We start from the raw sequence: 26,476 nt of genomic DNA, 5'->3' as shown, positions 1-26,476 counted from the left end.
CGGAGAACTATTTATGAACTAATAATCTAGTTACACTTATTAATTGATGACTCAAACACCAGCATTGGTTTGGGTTATTTTTATGCCGGTAGCACAAAATATAATGAGTGGTCAACAGGAGGTTAGTATTAGTGTCGCAACAATATGACGTTGTCATTATAGGCGCAGGCCCGGCTGGTATTTTTTCAGCCTTGGAAATTACTGAACAAAATGATCACATGCGGGTATTGATACTTGAGAAGGGGCGCGATATCAAAAACCGGAGCTGTCCTTCCAGAGAAAAGGGCGGCAGTTGTTTTAATTGCAATCCTTGTTCCACTGTTTGTGGGTGGGGTGGGGCCGGTGCGTTCAGCGATGGCAAGCTAACCCTTTCATCAGAGATCGGTGGAAGCATGGAACAGTATCTTGGTGAAGACAAACTCAATAAGATGATTAAATATATTGACGATATCTATCTGAAGTTCGGGGCCCCCAATGAAGTTTTTGGCCTGGAACATCAGGAGGAGATTAGGGACTTTCAGCACAAGGCCACCAAGGCCGAGCTTAAATTAATTCCGGTATCCATTCGCCACCTGGGCACGGGCCGGTGCCAGGAGATTCTTCAGCACATGCAGGATCATCTTCTGAAAAAAGGTGTGGAAATTCGTACCCAAACGGCAGTGGATAATATTATTGTTGAAGGGCAGCGGGCCAAAGGAGTTCGCACTGTAAGCGGCGAAGAAATATTTGCGGATTATATAATCATGGCTCCAGGCCGGGAAGGTGCGGAATGGCTGGCCCGGGAAGCGTTCAGGCTCGGATTGCAGACCACTGTTAATCCGGTGGATATCGGTGTAAGGGTGGAAGTGCCGGCTGAAGTCATGGAACCATTAACCAAAGTTTTCTATGAGTCTAAGTTAATTTATTATTCAAGGACTTTTGATGACCGGGTCAGGACCTTTTGTATGAACCCGTATGGCGAAGTGGTGCTGGAAAACAATGATGGATTGGTTACGGTAAACGGGCACAGCCATGCGTTTAATAAAACCGGTAATACTAATTTTGCCGTATTGGTCAGCAAAACTTTTACGGAACCATTCAGGGAGCCCATCTCCTATGGCAAGTATGTAGCCAGCCTGGCCAATCTGCTTGGGGGTGGCGTGATTGTCCAGCGCCTGGGCGATTTGCTGGACGGCCACCGTTCCACTGAAGCGAGAATGAAGAAAAGTTTGGTGCAGCCGACACTGAAGGAAGCCACCCCGGGTGATTTAAGCCTGGTGTTTCCTTACCGGCATTTGTTGGGTATTACTGAAATGCTCAAAGCGATGGATAAAATTGCGCCCGGGGTTAATTCGCGTTATACTCTGTTATATGGGGTTGAGGTTAAATTTTATTCTTCCCGGCTGGCACTCAGCAACTGGCTGGAAACAAAATATAAAAATCTGTTTGCAGCAGGTGACGGGGCCGGGGTGACCAGAGGACTGGCCCAGGCTTCAGTTGCGGGCGTAGTGGTTGCCAGGGAAATCCTTAGAAGACAGTAAGGGGGATACCGATGTCTACGGTTATTTTGGTTGGAGCGCAGTGGGGCGATGAAGGCAAGGGCAAAGTTACTGATTTTTTAGCTCAGCAGGCCGAAATGGTGGTTCGTTACCAGGGAGGTAACAATGCAGGCCACACAGTGGTGGTTGGAGATAAAGTTTACAAGTTGCACCTGATTCCCTCCGGTATACTTTACAGCGACAAAACCTGCCTGATCGGCAACGGGGTTGTCATTGACCCGGAGGTTCTGCTGGAAGAGATTGATTCATTGGAAAAACAGGGTGTGAGCACTGCTAACCTGCGGATTAGCCCGCGTGCCCACGTGATCTTTCCTTACCACAAGAGTATGGATATGGCTGAAGAAGATCGCAAGGGCGAACAGAAAATTGGAACAACCTGCCGGGGCATTGGTCCTGCTTATACCGATAAAGCTTCACGTATCGGGATACGCATGATTGAACTGGTAGACCGGGAAGAGTTGAAAGCCAAACTAAAAGATGTTATTGAACACAAAAATGACGTTCTTGCCAAGGTCTATAACTTTAAAGAACAGCATGACTGTCAACAGGTTTTAGAGCTTTATAGCGGCTTTGGCGAACGACTGAAAAAACATGTGTCCAATGTCTCAATCTTAGTTAATGAAGCTGTTGACCAGGGTAAGAAAGTGCTGTTTGAAGGCGCTCAGGGAACACTTTTGGATATAGATCACGGGACTTACCCGTTTGTCACCTCCAGTTCCCCGATAGCTGCGGCCGCCTGCCTGGGAGCGGGATTAGGGCCCACCAAGATCAATACTGTTGTTGGTGTAGCCAAGGCGTATATAACCAGAGTCGGTGAAGGTCCTTTCCCAACCGAACTACAGGGCGAACTGGGAGATCAGATCAGGGATCGTGGACATGAGTTTGGGACCACTACCGGGCGGCCGCGCCGCTGCGGCTGGTACGATGCTGTTATTGCCCGTTACGCGGCCAGGGTCAACGGCCTGAGCTATCTGGCCATTACCAAACTTGACGTGCTCACGGGACTGGAAACGTTAAAAATATGTACGGGATATAAATATAAAGGCGAGATTCTTAAAGAATTCCCTGACAGTTTAAAGGTTCTGGCCCAGTGTGAGCCGGTGTATCAGGAGTTCCCCGGCTGGCAGGAAGATATATCGTCAATAGACGATTATCACCAGCTGCCTAAAAATGCCTTGGAATATATGAAACAGCTTGAGCAATTATCAGGTGTGCCGGTTGCTATAGTTGGCGTTGGACCGGGCAGGGCGCAAACATTGGTGCTAAAAGAGATTTTTTAGGCTTGATTTAATTTTGGAGCTAACGGGCGGCGTATTAGCGCCGCCCGTTAAAAGCAATTTACAAAACTGGAATTATAAGATTGTTGACACATCAGTTAATCTAATGTAATATATAGAACTGTAGGATTTGTGAGCCATTAGCTCAGTCGGTAGAGCACCTGACTTTTAATCAGGGTGTCCCGCGTTCGAGTCGCGGATGGCTCACCAACCACCAAAATGGCCCCATGGTCAAGAGGCCTAAGACACCGCCCTTTCACGGCGGTAACCCGGGTTCGAATCCCGGTGGGGTCACCAATAAAACACCTTCTTCATTTATGTTGAAGGTGTTTTTTTTGTGCCCGCTTTCCGCTTTGCCCATAACTGATGATTTTGAGTATCAAAAGTGCGCACTTTTTTAATTAATGGATTGTGTATGCACCTTTTTAATAATGCTGCCATATTATGCAAAATAAAGTAAGGTAAGGCAATCACAATATATTTCAAAAGAGAGGGACGAGATTTTGGCTGGGCACAAAAAAAAGGTGTTAATAGTCGGCGCAGGTGTAGCCGGGGGAATTGTGGCGGAAGTGCTGAAGCAAAGGGTAAACAGTGAATGGGTGCCGGTAGCCTTTGTGGACGATGATCCTAAGAAACAAACTACCATACTCCATGGCCTCCCGGTTTTAGGCAATAGGCATTGTATAACCAATATAGTAAAAAAACTAAAAATAAATTACATAGTTATAGCTATGCCATCTGTGTCTGGTGAAGTAATAAAGCAAATTGTGGAGATATGTCAAAAAACAAAAGTTCAATTAAAGATTTTACCCGGGATTTATGATTTGATCACCGGAAAAATTAAAATTAGCGATATCCGGGACATTGAGGTTGAAGATTTACTTGGTCGCAGTGCAGTAACGTTAAATATTAACGAGATAGCCAACTATCTAACAGACAAGGTAGTTCTGATTACAGGTGCTGGAGGATCAATTGGCTCGGAAATATGTCGCCAGATAGCCGTCTTTGAGCCTAAAATGATTGTTTTGCTCGGGCATGGTGAAAACAGTATTTATGAAATTGAGCGGGAGCTTAAGCAAAAATACCCGGATGTGCCTTTAGCCGCGGTTATTGCAGATATTCGGGATTGCCGGCGGGTCAGCCAAATTTTTAATCAATTCCGTCCCGCTGTTGTTTTTCATGCTGCGGCCCATAAGCATGTGCCTTTGATGGAAAAAAATCAAGAAGAAGCTGTAAAAAACAACATTCAGGGAACCAGGATACTAACTGAAGCTGCTCATTTAAACAATACGGAAATTTTTGTGCTAATTTCAACTGACAAGGCGGTGAACCCAACCAGTGTTATGGGAGCCACTAAAAGGGCGGCGGAAATGGTTATTCAGTGGATGAACGGTGTAAGCACCACTAATTTTGTAGCAGTTCGGTTTGGAAACGTACTTGGCAGCAGAGGCAGTGTAATTCCTTTATTTAAAAAACAAATTGCCTCCGGTGGGCCGGTTACCGTAACCCACCCGGCTATGAAGCGTTATTTTATGACTATATACGAGGCGGTACAGCTCGTTATTCAGGCCGGAGCTTTGGCACGGGGAGGTGAAATATTTGTTTTAGACATGGGTCAGCCAATTTATATAACTGATCTTGCTAAAAACTTAATTAGGTTGTCCGGTTATGAACCGGGAAAAGATATAGCGATACAATATACTGGCATTCGTCCGGGGGAAAAATATGAAGAAAAGCTTTATTCAGATGAAGAACAGATTATGCCCACGAAACATGAGCGAATTTTCAAGATAGCTTCGAAAAAGAATAATTTTATTGGACTGATTGATATGTTGGAGATTGTAGATCAGTGCAATTATTCAAATCAGGAGCTGCTGGCATATTTGATGAACGTTGTGGGTCTAAAACAGAATTAAAGGGCGGTGTCTGCGAATGTTTGGCACTAAACAGGGGAAATTAGCCGAACAACTTATTGCAAAATTTATTAATAAAACAGCGAGTATTGCTGTAATTGGCCTGGGTTACGTGGGGCTGCCGATGGCAGTGCAGCAAGCTAAAGCAGGCTTTAAAGTTATGGGCATTGATATTGATGATTCGCGCATTAACATGCTCAAAGAGGGCAAAAATTATATCCAGGATGTAAACGATAAAGATCTGGGTGAGATGATCAAGTCGGGGCGGCTAGGTGTAACTACGGGTTTTAGTTGTCTGCCCCAAGCCGATGTAGTAATAGTTTGTGTTCCCACTCCGCTTTCAGAAATGCGCCAGCCTGATTTATCCTACATCAAATCAGCCGTTCAGGAAATAGCCCAAAACCTTAGAGTCGGTCAATTAATTAATTTGGAAAGCACTACTTACCCCGGAACAACCAGGGAAATAGTTTTACCTATGTTGGAAGTCAGTGGACTTAAAGCAGGTCTTGATTATTTTCTGGTTTTTTCTCCGGAAAGGGTTGATCCAGGCAATAAACTGTACCATCCAAAAGATATAGCCAAGGTAGTGGGCGGTATAACACCTCTTTGCAGTCATGTAGCGGCTATGTTCTACAAGCAAAGTTTAAACACTTTGGTTATAGTTAGTTCACCTGATGCGGCTGAAATGACCAAAATATTCGAAAACTCTTATCGAGCGGTGAATATTGCCCTGGTCAATGAATTCATGCTTTTATGCAATCGTATGGGCTTGGATATATGGGAAGTATTAGACGCTGCGGCTACAAAGCCATATGGTATTCAAGTATTTTACCCCGGCCCGGGTGTGGGAGGGCATTGCATACCCATAGACCCTGCTTACTTGGTCTGGAAGGCCAGGGCCTATGGCTTTCAACCGCGATTTATTGAATTGGCGGAAGAATTAAATAACCAGATTCCAGAATACATTATCCAAAAAATCACAACAGTGTTAAATGATAACGGTAAATGTCTGAACAGCTCTAAAATTTTAATTTTAGGGGTGGCCTATAAGAAAGATATTAATGATATACGGGAGTCCCCAGCCTTAAAAATTATTAAGGATTTACAAGACAAAAAAGCAGTTGTTCAATACTTCGATCCCTATATACCACAGCTGTCCTTACCGGATAACAAATGCCTGCTGCATTGTACTGAGTTAACCGGGGAAAACATTGCTAAAGCTGATCTGGTATTAATAGTAACTGATCACTCCAGTGTTGATTATCAATTCGTTATTGACCATGCCAAATTGGTTATGGATACCCGTAATGCTACCAGGCAAGTGCAAAAGGGCAGGGAAAAAATTATTAAAATTTAAACCCTTCCTTTTATTCCGGTAATTAACGAGAAGGTGGTCTGTAACCTGATGAAAGAAGGCTTAAAAAATCGTGGCCTTGAACTGGCTCTGTTTTTGGCTTTGGCTATACTGGCCGGACTTTTGGTGTATGACAAAATGGTTATTTTTTCAGTAGTGGCACTTACAGCTGTGGCAGTGTTCTTTTTAGCCGGTGGTTACCGTATTCACATTGAGGACCGCTCGATAATCTGGACCTTGGCTCTGGGCGCCTTGTTATTAAGAGTTGTTTTTATCATCGCCACCCAGGCATTTGATAATCCATTTTTAAAGGCCGATGGCATAACTTATGCGCGTATAGGCAATGAAATCGTTCAAACCTGGCATGCCGGCGATCAGTATATCATCGGCAAGGCTAATTATGGATATTATTATTATAATGCTTTTATTTTTTATGCCACCGGTTATTACCCTGATGTTGTTCGTTTGATAAACAGTATTATAGCTATTGGAGCAGCGCTGAACCTCTATTTTATTTCCCTTAATTTAAGCGGTAGAAGAGCAGCCAGGTATACTTTTGCGTTAACGGCTTTTTTCCCTTCCTTTGTTGTATGGTCGGCACTTAATTTAAAAGAAAGCCTCTGTGTTTTTCTAATTACCTATATTGTAAAAAAAATTATAGAAATAATTCAGGAATTTCACTTTACTAAATTATTTGCCATAGCTTTGGCCCTGTTGCCCCTGGTTACTTTACGGTTTTATGTGGGCATATTACTGGGCGTTGTTATGGCGCTTACCTATATTTTTTCAGCAGTTAATTTTAACTGGAATAAAAGAATTATTTATACGCTGTTATTGGTTTTGGTTGTGGGTGTTTCCCTGCTGCAAATGGGCTATGGGTTTTTAGGAAAAGACTATCTAGCCAGTCAGAGCCTGGAAACTATAGGGGAACAGCATAATGCGGGAGCGACAGGCGATTCAGCCTACTCACAAGAGGTTGACTTTAGTTCACCTGTAAAAGCCTTGATGTATCTGCCGCTGGGGTTGTTTTACTTTGCTTTCGGGCCGCTGCCATGGCAATCAGGAGGGCTATTAAAAATTATTAGTATGCCTGAAATGTTTATGCTGTATATTTTATATCTGTCTGTATGGCCGGGCATTTACAGATTGTGGCGGCATAGGCGGGGCGAGTGTTTATTTCTGTTGATTCTTATTTCATGTTTTACTTTAATCTACGCCCTTGGCGGGTCGAATATGGGTGGCATTTACCGAGTTCGGTTTCAGGTGCTGTCGATCCTGTTTATATTTATCAGTCATGGTTTGTGGGGCCAAAAACAGCAGCAAGAAGCACAATTAACGAGGAGTGATTAATTTGGGTGTCTTAATTTTCTTGTCTTCTTCCGGAAGGGGGGGGAGGGAATTAAACACCATCAGGCTGTTGCCGTATTTACAGGAACGCGGTTTGAAAATTGTGGTCTTGGTACTTGATTGCGGGGGATACGTTACTCAATGGTGCTGTAATAACGGGGTTAATTGCCACTCTCTTGGTTTATGGCCCAGCAAGTTGAATTTTATCGCAGTAGCCTGGCGGTTTTTCCTTATAATAGTTAAAACTCAAACTGATTTGATTCAGGTTTATGGCTTTACTGCAAGTATGCTCTGCCGTTTTATCGCCAGGCCAATGAGGGTTAAAGTTGTGGTGGGCATTGTGGGAGCCGGGCACTTTATTGGATTAAGACCTTTGTATGAACGGCTAACCAAAAAATTGGTTAATTGTTATGTAGCCAATTCCTGCGCCGGGAAAAATACACTGTTGCAAATATTTGGCGCTTATCCTACCTGGATTGCCGTAATTCATAACGGGGTACCTGAGCTAAAGGCCCCGCCGCCTTTAATAGCAAAGAAATATTTTACAATAGGGACCGTGGCTAATTTAAGACCTGAAAAGGGCTATGATGTAATGCTTAAAGCATTGGCACAAGTTAAATCCGAATTGGGCGGGGAAATTATTTTTAAATATTTAATAGTTGGCGATGGCGCGTTGAGAAAAGCACTGACGGAGCAAATTCATAACCTGGGATTGACGGAGCAGGTTTATTTATTGGGACTGGTCGAGAATGTGACAGAACTGCTTTATCAATTGGATTTATTTGTTCTGCCCTCTTATACGGAAGGGTTCCCCAATGCCCTGCTGGAGGCGATGATGGCCGGCAGGTGCGTGATTGCCACTAATGTTGGAGGTGTACCGGAAGTTATCGAAGATGAATATAATGGACTAATGGTTGAACCCGGCAACCCGGCAGAATTATCCCGGGCTATTAAAAAAGTTATTTTAAATTCTCAATTGCAAAAAAGCATGGCTCTAAAAGGCCGGGAAGTAATTTGTAATAATTTCACTTTAACTCGCCAGGCTGAGGAGACGATCAGGGTCTGGCAAGAGGTTTACCAGGAAGGCAAGGAGGTGAGCCGGTGAAGGCACTTATATTATCCGGGGGAAAAGGAACACGCCTGCGGCCTCTTACGCATACCACGGCAAAGCAGCTGATACCGATAGCCAATAAGCCCATTATCTATTTTGTCATCGAACAGATATTAGGGGCCGGAATAACCGATATCGGAGTAATTATTTCTCCTGAAACGGGGGAGAGAGTGCGTGCGGTAGTAGGTGACGGTGAGCGCTGGGGTTGCCAAATTACTTATATTATTCAGCAAGAGCCTCTGGGGCTGGCCCATGCGGTTAAAACGGCCCGGGGTTTTTTAGGGCGGGAGCCTTTTCTAATGTTCCTGGGGGATAACTTAATTCAGGGTGGTGTTAAACACCTGGTGGACAGTTTTGAGCAATCGGACAGCGAAGCAATCATTCAGCTGAAAGAAGTTGAAAATCCCCAACAATTTGGCATAGCCGTACTGGGTGAGGGCGACCAAATTGTCAGGCTGATTGAAAAACCCCCCCAACCACCCTCCAACCTGGCTTTAATTGGCATTTATTTGTTTAAATCCAGTATTTTTACGGCTATCGATCAAATTAGCCCTTCCTGGAGAGGTGAACTGGAAATAACCGATGCTATACAAAAGGTAATTGATTTGGGATACCGGGTAGAAGCCCGTCGCCAGGAGGGATGGTGGCTGGACACCGGTAAAAAAGATGACATTTTGGAAGCCAACCGGGTGGTATTGGACGAATATATGCGCAGTATCAATAAAGGTTATGTTGATCAAACGAGTAAAATCATTGGGCGGGTTGAAGTCGGATTAAACAGTAAAATCATTAACAGCACTGTGCGCGGCCCGGTATGCATAGATGAAGGTGTAATAATTAAAGATTCCTTTATTGGCCCTTTTACCACTATCGGCAAAAACTGTTGCTTTGAAAAAATTGGGGTTGAGCATTCTGTAATTTTGGAAAATTGCCATCTTTATCATGTGGATCGGATTGAAGACAGTTTAATCGGTTATAACACTCATGTACAAAAAGGCAGTACACAAAGGCAGGCCATACGCCTTTTTGTGGGAGATGATTCGCAAGTTATGGTCTGACTTTCGCGAAGGGGGCTGTTGGCTGGTATGAATTTAATTGACGGGGTAATTGTTAAAAAGTTAAAGGTGATACCTGATGAGCGTGGTTATCTTATGGAAATGCTGCGCCGGGATTGGCCTGAGTTCATGACCTTTGGGCAGGCTTATGTCACTGCGGCTTATCCGGGAGTAATTAAGGCCTGGCATTATCATCAGCGGCAGTGGGACCATTTCGTTTGTGTCAGCGGCATGGCCCGGGTGGTACTGTATGATGCGCGTAAAAACAGTTCAACCTTTGGCGAGGTAAATGTATTTCACATGGGATATCTTAATCCCGTGCTGCTAAAAATTCCTCCCGAAGTATATCACGGCTTTACCGCTGAGGGCAGCGAAGCAATATTAATAGTCAATGTACCTACCGAAGTTTATAACTATCAGCAGCCGGATGAATACAGGCTGCCTTATAACGATCCGTCTATTCCCTATTCCTGGGAGGTATTGCACAGGTGACAGTATTAGTAACCGGTGCGGCGGGTATGTTGGGTCAGGATGTGGTTGCTGAATTCCGGTCCCGCCAACGCCAAGTAATTGCTAAAGATCACTTAAATCTGGATATAACCAATTTAGAACAGGTCCAGCAAGCAATTGACCATTATCAGCCGGCCATTGTGGTAAATTGCGCCGCTTACACAGATGTGGACAGAGCTGAGGCTGAACCGCAAAAGGCTTATTTAATTAACGGGCTGGGTCCCCGTAATTTAGCCCTGGCCTGCCAAAAAAACAAGGCCGTATTGGTACAAATCAGTACGGACTATGTTTTTGACGGCAGCCAAAACCGTCCGTATGGAGTTTATGACCCGGCCAATCCTTTAAATGTTTACGGCGCCAGCAAGCTGTGGGGCGAAAATGCGGTTCGGGAAATTTTAAAGTCATTTTATTTAATTAGAACCAGTTGGCTATTTGGTTTGCATGGAAAAAACTTTGTGGACACGATGCTGCGGCTGGGGCAAAGTAAAAGGGATATTAAAGTTGTCGACGACCAGTTTGGCTGTCCCACTTTCACAGAGGATTTGGCCCGGGCGGCAGCTGATCTGGTAGCAACCGGTTGTTATGGCACCTACCATATTACCAATCAAAACTATAGCACCTGGTTTGGTTTGGCTGAAAGTATATTTAAAAAATGCAATAGCTCAATTAAATTAGTCGCATGTAAAACCAAAGAAATGAATCGCCCGGCCCCAAGGCCCGGCTTTTCGGTATTAGATCCTTTTCCCTTAAAAGAAACAACAGGCTGCCTGTTGCCGGGGTGGGATGATGCTTTATCCCGGTACCTGGCTAAAAGGGGGAAGTTAAAGTTATGAAAATACTAGTAACCGGTGGCGCCGGCTTTATCGGTACAAATTTTATCAAGCACATTGTTGCAGAGCAACCGGTTTGGGAAGTCATCAACGTTGATAAGCTGACTTACGCGGGAAATTTAGAAAACTTAATGGATTTAAATGAACAGGCTAAGTATACTTTCTACCGTGGTGATATAGCGGATAAAAGCTTTATGGAGCCTTTTTTTCAACGGGGCATCGATGTTTTAATTAATTTTGCCGCGGAGTCACATGTCGACCGCAGTATCCAAGATGCCGAACCATTCATAAAAACCAATATTGCAGGCACCTACGTTTTATTGGAATTGGCAAGGAGTTATGGGATAAAAAAATTTATTCAGGTATCCACTGATGAAGTCTATGGTTCTTTGGAGTCTGAAGGTAAATTTAGCGAGGAATCACCCCTTTGTCCCAATAGCCCGTACTCGGCCAGCAAAGCTTCGGCCGATCTCATATGCCGGTCTTATTACGAGACTTATAACCTGCCGGTAACGGTTACCCGGTGTTCAAATAATTTCGGCCCGTATCAGTTTCCGGAAAAGTTTATACCACTGATAATAACCAATGCAGTTGAAGGTAAAGCGATTCCTGTTTACGGTGATGGTTTAAATGTGCGGGACTGGATTTACGTAAACGATCACTGTCGGGCTTTGGAAACGGTAATTTTAAAAGGGCTGGGTGGTGAGGTGTATAATATTGGAGGTAATAATGAACTGAGTAATCTGGAATTGGTAAAAAAAATTTTGTACTTGCTGGGTAAGCCGGATACACTCATTCAATTCGTAAAAGACCGGCCCGGGCATGATCAACGGTATGCTATAGACAGTGCTAAAATGACCCGGGAACTGGGTTGGCAGACCGCATATTCTTTTGAGGATGCTTTAATGGTTACGGTTAACTGGTATTTAAAGCAGCCGGATTGGTGGAAGCGGATTAAAACAGGTGTCTATCAGGATTATTACAATAAATGGTATGGCCGGGTTTAGGGGGAGTAAGCGGTGAAAGTCTTATTTTTAACCAATACCCCCATCAATGGACCATCGGCAAGGTACAGAGTTTACCAGTATATACCGCTCCTGAAACAAAAAAATATTGATGCCGGCACGCACAGTGCCTTAACCCCTTTTCTTTATGGCAAATTTTCGCCGGCCAAAGGAAGCTTGCATAAAATTATTTATTTTGTCTTATCAGCTCTATCCAGGATGGTTGCTCTTTTTAGAGTGCCGTTTTATGATGTGATATTTATTCAAAAACTGGTATTGCCCCACGTTTACCCGTTACCTGAAATATTGCTGTGCAAATTGGGCAAATGGTTAAAAAGAAGAGTTATCTTTGATTTCGATGATGCCATTTATACTGTGTCAGAAGTGCGGGCCAAAACATTATTTGAAAAATTAACCTACAACGGGCGAGTGCGGAAGATCATCAGTCTATGCGACAGTGTTGTGGCGGGCAACGACTATCTTGGTCAGTTCGCGCGTAAGTATAATCAACGAGTTTATGTAGTGCCTACCTCGATTGATCTGGCCAAATATCCTGTGCGAATGTTGCAGGGCAAGAAAAGTATCCCGGTTGTCATTGGTTGGATCGGTACACCCAGTACTACACCGTACTTAAATGTTATAGTTCCTGTTTTACAAGAAATCGCTGCGCAAAGGGAAATTATTTTCAGAGTTATAGGTGGCGGGTCTTTTGAGTGCCCGGGGGTAAAAGTTGAATATTGGCGCTGGTCTTTGGAAAGCGAAGTGGAGGATATCAGTTCGCTGGATATTGGGGTCATGCCGCTTTCCGATGATCCGTGGACCCGTGGTAAATGTGGATTAAAGCTATTGCAATATATGGCGGCGGGTGTTCCGGCAGTGGCCTCACCGGTAGGGGTTAACAACAAAATTATTGTGGACGGTATCAATGGTTATCTGGCAAAAGACACCAAAGAATGGGTAGCCAAAATTGAAAAAATAATCAAATCACCTGCTGCTCATCTGGATATGCTGCAGCAGGCACGCAAAACTGTTGAAAACGAATATTCAATTGCTGTAAACGTGAATAAGTTGATTGAAATATTAGGGATGAAATAAATGACTATTCAATTGTTAGAACGGGTTGAAAAATGCTATATATGTGGAAGCGGGCAATCTAAACTATTAATGCCCGTCAGAGATTGCTGGTATGGTTTGCCCGGTGAGTTTAATATTGTGCAATGTACGGACTGTGGATTAATCTATTTAAATCCCCGTCCTAAACCTGAAGCAATCAGTTTCTATTACCCCAAAACTTATGCGCCTCATCAGCACGCTGGTTACGAAGGAAGCAGAAACGGCAAAATAAAGGCGATAATTAAGTCTTTATTTGATATAAGAAGCCATTATTTGCCGCCACCAGGGAGCCCGGACGCCCGTTTATTGGAAATAGGTTGTTCTTACGGAGGTTTTCTGGATCAAGCCCGCGCTAAGGGCTGGGAAGTCTATGGGGTTGAAATTGCAGATGAACCTGTAAAATACGGTAGAGAGTTTCTGGGATTGAATATTCATCATGGTATACTTGAAAGTGCGCGCTTTCCGGATGATTTTTTTGATCTGGCGACCGGGTGGATGGTATTGGAGCATTTGCCTGATCCGCTGGAGACACTTCAAGAAGTTGGGCGCATTACCAAAGCGGGAGGTCAAGTGGCCTTTAGTGTGCCTAATATAGGAAGTTGGGAATTTAGGCTGTTTGGTCCCAATTGGTTTGCCCTGGAGGTACCCAGGCATTTTTCTCATTTTACCAGCAGCTCGATCGGACAATTATTCACCAGAAGCGGTTTAAAGTTGGAAAAAATTTATTACCAAAAAAATATCAGTAATATTCCTGCCAGTATGGCCTTAACCATTGAGAAACAATATGGTCAAAATATGTTAACCAAGAGTTTAAGAAATATTTACCATTTAAATGTATTTAATAAGTTGAGTTTTCCAATTGCGGCCATGATGTCCTGGTTTAAAATGACGGGCAGGATAACTGTTATTGGCAGAGTAATAAAATAACATACCAAATTTAATAGCAATAAATAAATTTAAAATGAAGTTACTGGAGAGAGGTTTTTTACCTGTCTCTATTTTTTTCTAAAGTGTCATTTTTTAGAAAAATGCATATGATGTTATACAAGGATATCTGTTTATTGTTTTAAAAAGGGAGTTAAAAAGTGAAAGCTATCATTTTGGCAGGAGGCATTGGTACTAGATTATGGCCTCTTAGCAGAACAAATTTCCCCAAACAGTTTATAAAATTAAAAAATATGGATAAATCATTTTTTCAATTGACATTTGAAAGATGTTTAAACTTAACAACTGTTGAGACAATTTTTATAGTAACTACTAGCAGGTATAAATTTCTGATATTAAATCAAATTAAAGAAATTGGTTATTGCTTAAATGAAAAACAAATTTTAATTGAGCCAACAGGCAAAAATACTTTGCCGGCCATATGTTACGGAGTAAAAGAAATACGAAAACTAGGAGAGGATATTATAGCGGTTTTTCCCTCCGACCATTTAATAAATAATCTGCAAGAGTTTACCCGTAGTATTAATCAAGGTAAACAATTAACTGACAAATATATCATAACCTATGGTGTTAAGCCGTATAAGCCAGATACGGGTTATGGATATATTAAACCAAAAGCATCCTTAATAACTGGTTATCAGGTTGATGAATTCATTGAAAAACCCGATCTTCAGGCAGCGTTAGATTATATTAACAAAGGTTATTTCTGGAATAGCGGCATATTTATGTTCAGGTCGGATATTTTTATGGAGGAGGTGCGTCAATGTAACCAGGAAGTTTATGAGGCTTTTGAAGCCGGTGATATTAATAAAGTTTATCAAATGACGCCGAGCATCTCGGTGGATAAGGGCATTATGGAAAAATCCCGCCGGGTTGCCGTTATCCCTCTGGACATTAAATGGAACGATCTGGGTAGTTTTGATAATTTTTATGAAGAATTTATTGGTGATGGTGAGGATAATATTGGATTTGGCCAAGAGATTGCAATTGACGCGCAGGATAACCTATTGTATGCGGATAGAGACAAAGTTGTTGCTTTAATAGGTGTTGATAACTTAATTGTCATTGATCAAGAAAATGCTCTTTTAATATGTAAAAAAAATCATTCCCACCGGGTAAGGGAGATAGTAAAAAAATTATCGGAAAGCCATGATCCCAGAGCAGATGTTCATTTAACCGCTTACAGACCCTGGGGTTCCTACACAATACTTGCGGAGGGGGCTTCTTACAAAATAAAACGTATTACTGTTTTGCCGGGAAAAAAATTAAGCGATCAATTACATTATCACCGCAGTGAACACTGGATAGTGGTCAGCGGGACAGCCGGAGTTACCGTGGATGACAGGGAATATCTTTTATTAAACGGCGAGAGCGCCTTTGTAAAAGCCGGGTCCAGGCATAGATTGGTCAATCCCGGTGCAATTTCATTAGAAGTGATAGAAATTCAGATTGGCCAGTATCTGGAAGAAGATGATATTGTCAGATTTGAAGATGACTTTGGAAGATGTTAGTTTTAAGGTTGATCACTCAGCGAGGGGATTGTAAATGAAAAAAGTGGCGTTAATTTCCGGTATTACCGGGCAAGACGGAGCCTATCTGGCTGAATTACTGTTAAGCAAAGGCTATCAGGTACATGGCATCAAAAGGAGATCGTCCAGTTTCAATACAGCCAGAATAGATCATCTATACCGTGATCTGCACGAAAAAAATGTTGATTTTTTTTTACACTATGGAGACTTAACCGATTCTACAAATTTAATCAGAATTGTCCAGGAAATACAACCGGACGAAATTTATAACTTGGCTGCACAAAGCCACGTAAAAGTTTCATTTGAAACCCCCGAATATACAGCCAATGCGGATGCCCTTGGCACGCTGAGATTATTGGAAGCCGTCAGAATATTGGGATTGACGGGGAAAACCAAGTTTTATCAGGCTTCGACCAGTGAACTATACGGCCAAGTGCAAGAAATTCCCCAAAATGAAAAAACACCGTTTTACCCGCGCAGTCCATATGCAGTTGCTAAATTGTACGCTTATTGGATTACGGTAAACTACCGCGAGGCATATAATATTTTTGGGTGCAATGGAATTCTATTTAACCACGAGTCTCCGCTGCGAGGAGAAACCTTTGTTACCAGAAAGATAACCAGAGCTGTTGCCAGGATAAAATTTGGGTTGCAGCAGAAAATTTATTTGGGCAACCTGAATGCTAAGAGAGATTGGGGTCATGCTGCGGATTATGTTGAAGCTATGTGGCTGATTTTACAACAGGAAAAACCTGACGATTATGTAATTGCCACGGGAGAAACCTTTTCGGTAAGGGACTTTGTAGAACTTGCTTTTTCGGAAGTCGACATTAGGATAGACTGGCAGGGCGAGGGATTGGAGGAGAAAGGAGTTGATAAGGACACAGGAAAGGTATTGGTGGCAGTAGACCCTAACTATTTTAGGCCGGCGGAAGTAAATTTTCTGTTGGGAGACCCGGCAAAAGCCAAGAATAAACTGTATTGGAAACCAAAGGTTACGTTTAAAGAATTAGTTAAAACAATGATCAATGCCGACATGAAAGAAGTTGAAAAAAGCCTGCTATGCCAGAGACCTGGCAAGGAAAAAATATAAATGGGTAATACGGAAAAGTTGGAAAACATTAGCACCATATTTAAGGGAGGCAGCATTTTATTTTTAGGTAATGTGCTAAGTAAAGGTCCGGCATTGCTCTTTCTTATTGTTGCGACACGCATTTTGGGAGTAGACGGTTTTGGCACTCTGGCTCTGGCATTATCTATCTATGCAGTTAGTCAAAATATTGCTTTATTAGGTTTATCCAATACGATACAGAGATTTATTTCAGGTAATAACGAACAGGTGCGGGCCTATTACGGAGCAGTAATATTAATTGGCCTGCTTGGGACGATATTTTTTTCGGGTGTGCTTTTTTTTTCGGGCGCTTTTATAGCCAATGCTTTATTTAAAAATAAAGCATTGGCAGAGATTCTTCCCTGGTTTGGCCCGATCCTATTGATAACGGTACCGGTGCAGTTGTTGTCCGCCGTGTTGCGCGCACAAGGAAATATGAAGCAGGCGGCGGCGCTTAATGTAATCAACAGTGCCGGGAGATTATTTTTTGTTTGTATTTTAGCTTTTCTCGGCTCACTTGGGGGTGTTATTGCAGCCGTTGGCCTGGCTTCAATTGTTCAGCTATTTTTTGCAATTTTATTTATTATAAGAGTCAAACTGCGACCTGATTTGAAAACCGGCTGTAGGCTTATACCCAAAGTATTCAACTATTCGCTTCCCCTGTTAGTAGCTGGTTTTGGTTATTTTCAGGTACAGCAAACAGGCAGGTTAATGCTTGGTTACTATGGATACACTGCAGGAGTTGGGCAGTATACCGCTGTAAGCAATATTATTCAAACCGCGGGGCTGTTTCATGGTTCCGTAATTTCAGCTTTTATGCCACCTATAGCACGTGCTTACGAAGCCAAAGAGTTCTGTGAATTAAAAAAAAATTATCATATTACTCGCAAGATGTTGGCAAGTGTAAGTGGCATTGTTGTTATTTTAGTAGTGGTTTTGGGGAGTTACGTATTAAACCTATTTGGTCCTGATTTTACGTCCAGAAACGGCTATCTAGTTATGATATTGCTTGGCGCCTCAAGTTTTGTATCTTCTTGGTTTGGCCCGACCGGCGCACTTTTACAGATGACAGATGGTAATAAACTGGAATTTTTAAACACAATACTATTAATGTTATTAAATGTAATTCTAAACTTAATCTTAATTCCCCATATGGGAGTAATTGGTGCTGCTGGTGCTATTTTATTAAGTAACATTATGACTAACATATTGCAGAGTGTGCAGATTTACCTTCGCATAGGGATCACGTATCTTCATTTTGACATGGTAATCTGGTTTATTTCCGTAATAACGTGTCTTTACCTTTTAGGGACCGGTTTATGGTGGGGAAAAGTTATATCCCTGTTTGTAGCAGGTATGGGGATAATTTATATCTTAATAAAACTGAACTCGGTGCGAAAACATTTATAGCAGGAGTCAGTATTCAGGAGCCATAATGAAAAAACGGTTTATCGTCTCGAAGTATTTAAGAATTCTGACTCCTGACTCCTGAATGCATAACATTGTTTTTGGAGGCCGCCTGGCATGGCTCAAAAAAAATTACCGTTGGAGTACCGGCTCAAAAGAGTTATTAAGAAAATATTAGGTCGCCCTGTTCGAGAAGGAAATGCTTTGAAAGTACGGCATGATGACCGGTTTATTGTATCTTATCCGAAGTCAGGAAATACCTGGATGCGCTTTCTTGTAGGTAATTTGCTCAGTAACGAACCGGTAAACTTTTTCAACGTAGAATATTTGGTGCCTGATATGTACTGGAATACTGATAAACATATGCATGCTCTGCCTTCGCCAAGGTATATTAAGAGCCATGAACCATATGATCCTCGTTATAACAAGGTTGTTTATCTCATTCGCGATGGCAGAGATGTAGCAGTATCCTATTACTACCATTTAAAAAGGGAAAACAGAATGGATTTGGAATTTAGCGATTATCTCAAAAAATTTGCCGCAGGCAAACTGGATGATTTTGGCACATGGGGGGATAACATCAATAGCTGGATGCAGAATGTAGGAGAGCAATCAAATCGATTTTTAATGATTCGATACGAGGATTTAATAAGAGATGCGCAAGCAGAATTGTTTAAAGTTTGTCAATTCCTGGGGTTGCCGAAAAGTATCGAACAAATTGATCTTGCAGTACAAGATAGTTCATTTGAAAAAATGGCTGAACACGAGAAAAGAACAGGGAAAGAAAATATGTTCAAAAATACAAATCAAAAGATAAAGTTTATACGAAGTGGTAAAGTCGGGAGCTGGCGAGATATGTTTACCGAGCGTGATAAAGATCTGTTTAAAAGTTGCTTTGGTTTTACTTTAGTCGCGCTTAAATATGAGGAAAATCAAAATTGGTAAAATGTTAAAGCCGAGGTTTCATAATGAAAAAAGAGCAATGTAGATTATGTGGTGGCTATCAGTTGGAATATATATTTTCACACTTAATATTAAAAAAATATAATGTGAAATATTACATTTGTAATAATTGCCAATTACTGCAGACAGAAAAACCTTATTGGCTTGAAGAAGCCTATGTTTCTTCAATTAGTACTTCATTAGATACGGGTATAATGTCGCGCAATATAAATTTATGCAAAATTTCTTCTGCATTTATATATTTTTTACTGCCTAAAGATGAAAAATTTATTGATTATGGTGGCGGATATGGAATTTTTACAAGATTAATGCGAGATGTAGGTTATGATTTTTATTCATATGATAAATATAATAAAAGTTTATTTGCCAAAGGCTTTGAGGCAGTCAGTTGTCAAGAGTATGTAGGGGCAACTGCTTTTGAAGTTTTTGAACATCTTGATAACCCAAATGAAACACTAGATGATATATTTTCATATTTACAAAATAAGAATGTTTTATTTTCAACAGTTCTGTACGGTAATTGGCCTCCCAATCCGGATGATTGGTGGTATTACGTTTTTGATACAGGACAACATATTGCATTTTATAATATTAAAACATTACGCTGGATTGCAGAAAAATACAATTTAAATCTTTGGAGTAATGGTCGTTCATTACACTATTTATCAGAAAATAAAATATCTACCTGGAAACTAAATGCTTTAAGTAGAATTAATAAGGTTCTTTTCCCTTATATAACTAGAGTAATGCCTTCTAAAACAACGGAAGATCATAATACATTGCATAATTTAAATTCAACTATTCAAGATTAAATATAAGATAGCAGGTTGCGCTGCACCTGAATTTATGGGGTTATTAAATTTATCCGCATTAGTAAGGTACTATCGAAGGTGAAATTAAGTGAAGAATGCAAAAATATATATTGCGGGACATAAAGGGCTTATTGGTTCGGCCATTAAGAGAAAGTTTGAAAAAGACGGGTATACAAATTTAATTTATAAAACCAGTAAGGAATTGAATTTAACAAATCAGCAAGCAGTGGATGAGTTTTTTGTTTCAGAAAAGCCTGAGTATGTATATTTATCTGCTGCCAGAGTAGGTGGAATTCATGCTAATAATACTTATCCTGCCGAATTCATTTATCAAAACCTGGCGATTCAAACAAATGTTATTCATGCCTCATACCGGTACGGGGTAAAGAAGTTGCTTTTCCTTGGTAGTTCTTGTATTTATCCTAAATTTGCTCCGCAGCCAATGAAAGAAACATACCTGTTGAACGGGGAACTGGAGCCTACTAACGAACCTTATGCCATTGCCAAGATTGCCGGAATTAAAATGTGCCAGGCTTATAACAGACAGTATGGTACTAACTTTATTGCAGTAATGCCTGCAAATATTTACGGGCCAAATGATAACTTTGATCTAAATAGCTCCCACGTTTTGCCGGCACTCATTAGAAAATTTTACGAGGCTAAAATAAAAAACAAGTCTGAGGTAGAAATTTGGGGAACAGGGCAACCAAAAAGAGAATTCTTGTATGTAGATGACCTGGCTGATGCCTCTGTTTTCCTGATGAACAATTATGATTATAAAGATATTGGTGCCATTATCAATATCGGAACAGGTGAAGACCTAACTATCAAACAATTAGCCGAGATGGTAAAAAATATTGTTGGGTTTGCAGGAAGATTAAAATTCAATGCGGACAGATCGGATGGCCCCCCCCGCAAGTTGCTGGATGTTTCCAGGTTGCGGGCACTGGGTTGGCAAGCGAAAACGGTCTTGGAAGATGGAATAAAGAAAACTTATGAGTGGTTTGCTGGGAGCTGTGGTAAGGTCCGGGGAATGGAAGGAGAATTTGATGAAAGAGATATTTGATTCTTACGTTGAGAATACTTTTGGTAGATACGAACAAGCTTCGCTAAAATTTATTCAATTCGAAAAGAATTATAAGTGTTTTTTTCCTTCCAATAACAATGCCAAACTCTTGGATATCGGTGTCGGAAGAGGTGAAATGCTCTCGTGTATGAAAAATTGGGGATATGAACAATACTTCGGTGTAGATATTTCTCCAAGCACAATTAGTTTTTGCAAATCGCTTGGGTTAAATTGTTTGTTAGTTGAGGATTCCACGGCCTGGCTTAAAGAGAAAAATAATGAGTTTGATTTAATTACCCTGCTTGATGTTTTAGAGCATATTAAAAAGGAACATACGATTGAATTTCTGAAAGCAATTAAATTGTCGCTTAAAGACAATGGAACTTTAATTATTCAGGTTCCCAATCTCCAGGCACCGGATGGACAGCTGCACAGGTATAATGATTTTACTCATGAAGTTGGATTCATTGAGCATAGTTTTCAGCAAGTTTTAATGGCAGCCGGTTTCAAGAATATACATTTTGACGGTTTTGAAGAGTATGTTTGTGGCGGGTGGAGGGAAAATGTAAAAAAAACATTAAGAACATGGTATTGGAAATATATAAGATTTACTCGGTTAATTAATAGAAACATTAACCCGCAAATTCTGCATCCTATTTTTTATGCTGTAGTTAAAAATGATGTTTAAAGAAGTTATAGTTGATATTATGGAGGATATATATGAATGAAAAAAGCGTTAATTACAGGGATAAGTGGCCAGGATGGCTCTTATCTGGCTGAATTATTGCTAGAAAAAGGTTATGAAGTGCATGGTATTATACGAAAAGTTTCTTTTGAAGACGCCAGACACCGGTTGATGAATATTGCTCACATACAAGATAAAATTTACCTGCACGGTGCGTCTTTAGAAAACCAGTTGTCCCTTTATAAAGTTGTTAAAGATGTTCAACCCGATGAATGTTATCATTTAGCTGCCATGAGTTTTGTTAATTACGGCTTGGAAGAAGCATCAATTTTAACAACTAATTTTAATGGAACACATTATTTATTGGAAGCGATTCGGGAAATAGTTCCATTCTGCCATTTATATTTTGCCGGTTCCAGCGAAATGTTTGGTTATGCCGATATATCCCCACAAAATGAGTTGACACCATTTAGGCCACGTTCAATGTATGGTATTTCAAAATTGGCAGGTTATCATTTAGTTAATATATATAGAAAAAGATACGGCATATTTATTTGTACGGGGATTTTATATAATCATGAATCCCCCAGGCGGGGTTTTGAGTTTGTTACCAGAAAAATCACGTCAACTGCCGTCAAAATTAAGATAGGGCTTGAACACAAACTTATTTTAGGTAACCTGAATGCCAGGCGTGACTGGGGTTATGCTCCTGATTATGTTCGGGCCATGTGGATGATGCTGCAGCAAGATATGCCTGATGATTACATTGTTGCAACCGGTAAAACGCATTCTGTGCAAGATTTTGTAAAAATTACTTTCAAGATGTTGAATTTGAATTATAAAGATTATGTAGTGACTGATCAAAAGTTTTATAGAACGGCGGAAGAAGTACCTTTGAGTGGCGACAGCCAAAAAATTAGGGCTGGATTGGGTTGGAAAACAACAAAGAACCTGACGGAAATTATCGAAGAAATGGTTAAAGAGGACTTAAAAATAGAAGGTTTAAAGTGTCGTTATGATTCGAGTATTATATGATCATAAAATTTGGGAACAGCAGAAATATGGAGGTATTTCCAGATATTTTTATGAGATAATTAAAAGAAATACTGAAAATCATTGGATTAAAGCCGATGTATGTGCGGGATTTCATAAAAATGATTATGGGCTTGAAGTATTATCTAATAAAAATCTTATGGTATTGGGAAAAAAACTTTCAGAGTTATCTAAAATAGGGACTGTATGGCGAGCAGTAAATGTAGTAAATAAATCTTTATTTACCGGTTGGTATATGCTTCACAAAAACTTATACGATATCTACCATCCAACTTATTATCATATCGAAAAAAGAAGATTTAAGGCAAGACAGGTGGTAACTGTTTATGATATGATTCATGAACTTTATCCGCAATATTTTTCAAAAAATGACCTTACTTCTATAGCTAAAAAGCATACGGTGGAAAATGCTGATATAATAATTGCTATTTCTAAATCCACAAAGCAGGATTTAGTTAATATATTAGGCGTGGATAAAAAAAAGATTTGTGTTATATACCTGGCCAATTCCCTCGCCTATGATGCGGCTGGTAGTGAAGCTATAATTAAGAAGCCCTATATTCTATATGTTGGCTGGCGAAGAGGATATAAGAATTTTGTTAATTTTATCAAAGCGTATGCTTCTAATAGTAAAATATGCTCGGATTTCCTGGTAGTAGTTTTTGGCGGGGAAAAGATTAACCCGGAAGAGCGAAATGTATTTAAGGAATTGGGGATTAGTGAAAAAATTGATCAAATCTTTGGTGATGATGCAATTTTAATTAATTTATATAAAAATGCATCTTGTTTTGTATACCCGTCCTTATACGAAGGTTTTGGCCTGCCCCCCTTGGAAGCAATGCATCATGGCTGTCCCGTTATTGCCAGCAATGTTAGTTCTATTCCCGAAGTTGTCGGAGAGGCGGGACTTTTATTTAATCCCGGCGAAGTGGCGGAGATTTCTTATACCCTGGAAAAAGTGCTTTATGATGAGGAATTAAAAAAAACGCTAATAAATGCAGGTTACCGGCAGGAAAAAAAGTTTAGTTGGGAACAATGTGCACGGGAAACTTTTGAAATCTATTCACAGCTTTCTATATAAGTATCAACAGGATATCGGAGGTATAAATTGCTGGAAGGAAAATTATTTTCTATTATTACACCGACATATAATTGTACAGCAAAAATTGAAAAAACAATACAATCAGTATTAAGCCAAAATATGACGCTATTTGAATATATTATTATAGATGGTTTATCAACTGATGGCACTATGGAAAAGGTTAAAAAATATAGCAGCTATATAAAACTAATCTTTGAAAAAGACAACGGCGTTTATGATGCCATGAATAAAGGAATCAATATTGCTTCAGGTAAGTATTTGTATTTTTTGGGTGCGGGAGACCAGCTAAAAGATGGCGTATTGGAAAAAATTAATTTAATAGTACCGCGAAGCAACTTAAATTTTATTTATGGCAATGTGTATAGATTGGATCAAAATGTTATTTATGACGGGTTATTCAATAAATCTAAATTAAACAAGAGAAATATCTGCCACCAGGCTATATTTTATGAAAGAAATATCTTTAATATTATTGGCAAATTTGACCTGAAATATAAAATTAAAGCCGATTATGCTTTTAATTTGAAATGCTTTGGTTGTGAAGAAATTAAAAAGAATTATATTAATGAAGTTATCGCCGATTATGAAGGGTTTGGGCTAAGCTCCAAGTATGTAGATGAGAATTTTACAGAAGATCGGCCAAGGCTAATTAAGGATAATTTAGGTATTAAAGAATATTTTCTTTTTAAGCTAAGAAAATGTTTTTGGTATTGATAATTATAAATTGGGGGTAATGTTTTGCTATATGAAAATGTTAAAAAAAATAATTGATAATTTTCGTGGATTTTTGCTTGGAGAATTTTCGTATAAAGTGGATGTAACACTTAAAAATACAGAAGTTAATTCTTTGCTGTTGGCTAAGTTGCATATGCAAAAAATTAAGGAGCAAAGCAATATAAATTCCTTGAAAGATGTTGAATTTAAGGTTTTTTCGCAGTGGGGCGAAGATGGAATTATACAATATATTTTAAGTAAAATTCCAATTGAAAACGAAATTTTTATTGAAATTGGTATGGAAAATTATACTGAATCCAACACCAGATTTCTACTTATTAATGATAACTGGAAAGGGCTCATTATTGACGGCAATTCTAAAAGTATTAAGTACATAAAAAGCGACCCCATTTACTGGAAACATGATTTAACTGCAATTTGTAAATTTATAACCAGAGAAAATATTAACGATTTAATTGCTTCAGCTGGAATAAGCGGAGATATCGGCCTACTTAGCATTGATATAGATGGAAATGATTATTGGATTTGGGATGCTATTACAATGGTGAGCCCGAGAATTGTCATATGTGAGTATAATACTGTTTTGGGAGATGACTATGCCATTACAATTCCCTATGATCCTCATTTTATTGCAACACAGGCACATTATTCCGGTTTATATTTTGGTTGCTCTTTGCCGGCTCTTTGTAAGCTGGCTGATGCCAAGGGATATGATTTTATTGGTTCTAATAGTGTGGGTGTTAATGCATTCTTTGTTAGAAAAGATCTATCACAGCCATTTAAGGTAGTTACTCCACAAGAAGGATATATAGAAGGCAAGTTCAGGATATCAAAAGATAAATATGGTAGTTTGAGCTATGTATCCGGTAGAGACAGATTAGGTGTTATTGCTGATTTAAAAATCTATGATCTTGAATTGGGTGCCACCCGCCCGCTTAGGGAAGTAGGGGGAGATTAACTACAATATTTAGTAAATGTTAGCCTGCGGGGAGAGATTATCTTGCAGAACTATAGAATTTCTGTGGCTCTATGTACATTTAACGGTGGTCATTTTATCGGGCCACAGTTGGAAAGCATATTAGGACAATCACTACCGCCACAAGAGGTGATTATTTGTGACGATGCGTCAGCGGATAACACTGTTGATATAGTGAAACGCATAGCTTCTAAATGCTCAACCGATATTAACATTATTTTAAATAAACCCCAATTAGGTTGCATAAAAAATTTTGAAAAAGCAATTCAGCAAACAACCGGGGATATAATCTTTTTAAGTGACCAAGATGATTTTTGGTTTAAAGAAAAAATAGCAACAATGCTGGAGCCTTTTCAAAATGATGAAACAGGTTTGGTATACTGCAATGCTATTTTGACAGATGATGCATTGCGGCCAACTGGCTGCAGCCTTTTTGGCTGTCGCCGCCATATGCATATTAATGAACAGCGGTTTGCTCACCAGTTAGTGGCCGGGGTCGGGGTAAATGGTTGTACCATGGCTTTTCGATCAAGTTTAAAAGAACTTATTTTGCCCATTTCTAAAGAATGGGGGCATGATCATTGGATAGCCTTTATTGCCCATGCTGTTATGGGCAGCAGGGCGTTGGACACCCCGTTAATGTTTTACCGCAGACACGAAAATAATTCCGGCAATGATGTTTTCTTTGAAACCGGATGGCTTAACAAATGGAGAATGGCATTAAAGGTGGCGGGGATTGCGGATTACACCAAGGATAGAAGACACTGGGAAACAATGCTGCAGCGCCTGGTTGAGATTTCTAAAAATAAAAGTTTAGGCTTAAGTAACCGTACCAGGCTTAATGAGTATTTGATAGAATGTGAAAAACGGTTGGAATTTGCGCAATTAAGGGAGCAGACGAAAAAGATCGGGCGCTCCCGCCGTCTACTCCCATTATTAAAGGGCTTAATTACAGGTAATTACCACCGGTATCTGCATGGCATGAAAAGCTTTTTTAAAGATTTATTGATAAGTTAAAGGGAAAGGTTAATCCTTTCCCT

At 40.2% G+C, this 26,476-nt stretch carries 24 protein-coding genes and 2 tRNA genes; all 26 read left to right on the top strand.

Annotated elements, in window-relative coordinates:
- Positions 1-131 precede the first annotated feature (131 nt).
- The 26 genes from BM056_RS15180 (at position 132) to BM056_RS15055 (ending at position 26,453) form a co-directional block, all read left to right on the top strand.
- Complete coding sequence (locus tag BM056_RS15180; RefSeq protein ID WP_092472273.1) at positions 132-1,520, top strand: NAD(P)/FAD-dependent oxidoreductase; 1,389 nt, start codon at positions 132-134, stop codon at positions 1,518-1,520.
- A gap of 11 nt (positions 1,521-1,531) precedes the next feature.
- Positions 1,532-2,818 carry an adenylosuccinate synthase gene (locus BM056_RS15175; protein ID WP_092472272.1) on the top strand — a complete coding sequence of 429 codons (1,287 nt, stop codon included), beginning with the start codon at positions 1,532-1,534 and terminating at the stop codon, positions 2,816-2,818.
- Positions 2,819-2,949: 131 nt separating this feature from the next.
- A tRNA-Lys gene (locus BM056_RS15170) sits at positions 2,950-3,025 on the top strand.
- Positions 3,026-3,036: 11 nt separating this feature from the next.
- Positions 3,037-3,112: transfer RNA gene (locus tag BM056_RS15165), tRNA-Glu, on the top strand.
- A 206-nt stretch (positions 3,113-3,318) separates the two neighbouring features.
- Positions 3,319-4,731 (top strand): polysaccharide biosynthesis protein, encoded by a 1,413-nt coding sequence (locus BM056_RS15160; protein WP_092472271.1) that lies wholly within the window; start codon positions 3,319-3,321, stop codon positions 4,729-4,731.
- Positions 4,732-4,747: 16 nt separating this feature from the next.
- Positions 4,748-6,085, top strand: a complete 1,338-nt coding sequence (locus tag BM056_RS15155; RefSeq protein ID WP_092472270.1) for a nucleotide sugar dehydrogenase — start codon at positions 4,748-4,750, stop codon at positions 6,083-6,085.
- Positions 6,086-6,133: 48 nt separating this feature from the next.
- Positions 6,134-7,432, top strand: coding sequence for a glycosyltransferase family protein (locus tag BM056_RS15150; RefSeq protein ID WP_092472269.1), 1,299 nt, complete (start codon positions 6,134-6,136; stop codon positions 7,430-7,432).
- Between the two features lies 1 nt (position 7,433).
- Positions 7,434-8,534, top strand: coding sequence for a glycosyltransferase family 4 protein (locus BM056_RS15145; protein ID WP_092472268.1), 1,101 nt, complete (start codon positions 7,434-7,436; stop codon positions 8,532-8,534).
- Complete coding sequence (locus BM056_RS15140) at positions 8,531-9,598, top strand: glucose-1-phosphate thymidylyltransferase (protein ID WP_092472267.1); 1,068 nt, start codon at positions 8,531-8,533, stop codon at positions 9,596-9,598. Before BM056_RS15145 ends, BM056_RS15140 begins: the two co-directional genes overlap by 4 nt.
- 27 nt (positions 9,599-9,625) lie before the next feature.
- On the top strand, positions 9,626-10,087 hold the full coding sequence (locus BM056_RS15135; protein ID WP_092472266.1) for a dTDP-4-dehydrorhamnose 3,5-epimerase family protein: 462 nt from the start codon (positions 9,626-9,628) through the stop codon (positions 10,085-10,087).
- Positions 10,084-10,938 (top strand): dTDP-4-dehydrorhamnose reductase, encoded by an 855-nt coding sequence (gene rfbD / locus BM056_RS15130; protein ID WP_092472265.1) that lies wholly within the window; start codon positions 10,084-10,086, stop codon positions 10,936-10,938. Before BM056_RS15135 ends, rfbD begins: the two co-directional genes overlap by 4 nt.
- Complete coding sequence (gene rfbB / locus BM056_RS15125) at positions 10,935-11,942, top strand: dTDP-glucose 4,6-dehydratase (RefSeq protein ID WP_092472264.1); 1,008 nt, start codon at positions 10,935-10,937, stop codon at positions 11,940-11,942. Before rfbD ends, rfbB begins: the two co-directional genes overlap by 4 nt.
- A gap of 12 nt (positions 11,943-11,954) precedes the next feature.
- A complete protein-coding gene (locus tag BM056_RS15120) occupies positions 11,955-13,034 on the top strand; it encodes a glycosyltransferase family 4 protein (protein ID WP_092472263.1) in 1,080 nt (359 codons plus the stop codon).
- Positions 13,035-13,979: a class I SAM-dependent methyltransferase gene (locus tag BM056_RS15115; RefSeq protein WP_092472262.1), complete on the top strand. Its 945-nt coding sequence runs from the start codon at positions 13,035-13,037 to the stop codon at positions 13,977-13,979.
- A 158-nt stretch (positions 13,980-14,137) separates the two neighbouring features.
- Positions 14,138-15,508, top strand: a complete 1,371-nt coding sequence (locus BM056_RS15110) for a mannose-1-phosphate guanylyltransferase/mannose-6-phosphate isomerase (RefSeq protein ID WP_092472261.1) — start codon at positions 14,138-14,140, stop codon at positions 15,506-15,508.
- 34 nt (positions 15,509-15,542) lie between these two features.
- Entirely contained in the window at positions 15,543-16,619 is a 1,077-nt protein-coding gene (gene gmd / locus BM056_RS15105; RefSeq protein ID WP_092472260.1) for a GDP-mannose 4,6-dehydratase, read from the top strand.
- Complete coding sequence (locus tag BM056_RS15100; RefSeq protein ID WP_092472259.1) at positions 16,620-18,047, top strand: oligosaccharide flippase family protein; 1,428 nt, start codon at positions 16,620-16,622, stop codon at positions 18,045-18,047. It abuts the gene before it with no gap.
- Positions 18,048-18,161: 114 nt separating this feature from the next.
- Positions 18,162-18,989, top strand: coding sequence for a sulfotransferase domain-containing protein (locus tag BM056_RS15095; protein WP_092472258.1), 828 nt, complete (start codon positions 18,162-18,164; stop codon positions 18,987-18,989).
- Between the two features lie 23 nt (positions 18,990-19,012).
- Positions 19,013-19,819 (top strand): class I SAM-dependent methyltransferase, encoded by an 807-nt coding sequence (locus BM056_RS15090; RefSeq protein ID WP_092472257.1) that lies wholly within the window; start codon positions 19,013-19,015, stop codon positions 19,817-19,819.
- Positions 19,820-19,907: 88 nt separating this feature from the next.
- A complete protein-coding gene (locus tag BM056_RS15085; RefSeq protein ID WP_092472256.1) occupies positions 19,908-20,885 on the top strand; it encodes a GDP-L-fucose synthase family protein in 978 nt (325 codons plus the stop codon).
- The gene (locus BM056_RS15080; RefSeq protein ID WP_165613551.1) at positions 20,869-21,573 is read left to right on the top strand and encodes a class I SAM-dependent methyltransferase; all 705 of its coding nucleotides are present in this window, start codon (positions 20,869-20,871) and stop codon (positions 21,571-21,573) included. The genes BM056_RS15085 and BM056_RS15080 overlap by 17 nt, the downstream gene beginning before the upstream one ends.
- Before the next feature lie 36 nt (positions 21,574-21,609).
- Positions 21,610-22,605, top strand: a complete 996-nt coding sequence (locus BM056_RS15075) for a GDP-mannose 4,6-dehydratase (RefSeq protein WP_092472254.1) — start codon at positions 21,610-21,612, stop codon at positions 22,603-22,605.
- Positions 22,586-23,704 (top strand): glycosyltransferase family 4 protein, encoded by a 1,119-nt coding sequence (locus BM056_RS15070; RefSeq protein WP_092472253.1) that lies wholly within the window; start codon positions 22,586-22,588, stop codon positions 23,702-23,704. The genes BM056_RS15075 and BM056_RS15070 overlap by 20 nt, the downstream gene beginning before the upstream one ends.
- A gap of 27 nt (positions 23,705-23,731) precedes the next feature.
- The gene (locus BM056_RS15065; RefSeq protein ID WP_092472252.1) at positions 23,732-24,439 is read left to right on the top strand and encodes a glycosyltransferase family 2 protein; all 708 of its coding nucleotides are present in this window, start codon (positions 23,732-23,734) and stop codon (positions 24,437-24,439) included.
- A gap of 31 nt (positions 24,440-24,470) precedes the next feature.
- Positions 24,471-25,418, top strand: coding sequence for a hypothetical protein (locus BM056_RS15060; protein ID WP_092472251.1), 948 nt, complete (start codon positions 24,471-24,473; stop codon positions 25,416-25,418).
- 42 nt (positions 25,419-25,460) lie between these two features.
- Positions 25,461-26,453, top strand: a complete 993-nt coding sequence (locus BM056_RS15055; protein WP_165613550.1) for a glycosyltransferase family 2 protein — start codon at positions 25,461-25,463, stop codon at positions 26,451-26,453.
- Positions 26,454-26,476: the final 23 nt, after the last annotated feature.

This window comes from Desulfotruncus arcticus DSM 17038 (assembly GCF_900113335.1).
Lineage (GTDB): Bacteria > Bacillota > Desulfotomaculia > Desulfotomaculales > Desulfallaceae > Desulfotruncus > Desulfotruncus arcticus.
Note: the sequence above shows the minus strand (reverse complement) of the source record. Positions and strands in the feature narration are given on the sequence as shown.

Excerpts from the sequence above, each read along its gene's own strand:
- gmd (WP_092472260.1), top strand. The coding sequence starts at position 15,543 with ATGAAAAAAGTGGCGTTAATTTCCGGTATTACCGGGCAAGACGGAGCC.
- BM056_RS15115 (WP_092472262.1), top strand. The coding sequence starts at position 13,035 with ATGACTATTCAATTGTTAGAACGGGTTGAAAAATGCTATATATGTGGA.
- BM056_RS15135 (WP_092472266.1), top strand. The coding sequence starts at position 9,626 with ATGAATTTAATTGACGGGGTAATTGTTAAAAAGTTAAAGGTGATACCT.
- BM056_RS15075 (WP_092472254.1), top strand. The coding sequence starts at position 21,610 with ATGAAAAAAGCGTTAATTACAGGGATAAGTGGCCAGGATGGCTCTTAT.
- rfbB (WP_092472264.1), top strand. The coding sequence starts at position 10,935 with ATGAAAATACTAGTAACCGGTGGCGCCGGCTTTATCGGTACAAATTTT.
- BM056_RS15155 (WP_092472270.1), top strand. The coding sequence starts at position 4,748 with ATGTTTGGCACTAAACAGGGGAAATTAGCCGAACAACTTATTGCAAAA.
- BM056_RS15090 (WP_092472257.1), top strand. The coding sequence starts at position 19,013 with ATGAAAAAAGAGCAATGTAGATTATGTGGTGGCTATCAGTTGGAATAT.
- BM056_RS15080 (WP_165613551.1), top strand. The coding sequence starts at position 20,869 with ATGAAAGAGATATTTGATTCTTACGTTGAGAATACTTTTGGTAGATAC.
- BM056_RS15150 (WP_092472269.1), top strand. The coding sequence starts at position 6,134 with ATGAAAGAAGGCTTAAAAAATCGTGGCCTTGAACTGGCTCTGTTTTTG.
- BM056_RS15175 (WP_092472272.1), top strand. The coding sequence starts at position 1,532 with ATGTCTACGGTTATTTTGGTTGGAGCGCAGTGGGGCGATGAAGGCAAG.
- BM056_RS15070 (WP_092472253.1), top strand. The coding sequence starts at position 22,586 with ATGATTCGAGTATTATATGATCATAAAATTTGGGAACAGCAGAAATAT.
- BM056_RS15095 (WP_092472258.1), top strand. The coding sequence starts at position 18,162 with ATGGCTCAAAAAAAATTACCGTTGGAGTACCGGCTCAAAAGAGTTATT.
- BM056_RS15060 (WP_092472251.1), top strand. The coding sequence starts at position 24,471 with ATGAAAATGTTAAAAAAAATAATTGATAATTTTCGTGGATTTTTGCTT.
- BM056_RS15100 (WP_092472259.1), top strand. The coding sequence starts at position 16,620 with ATGGGTAATACGGAAAAGTTGGAAAACATTAGCACCATATTTAAGGGA.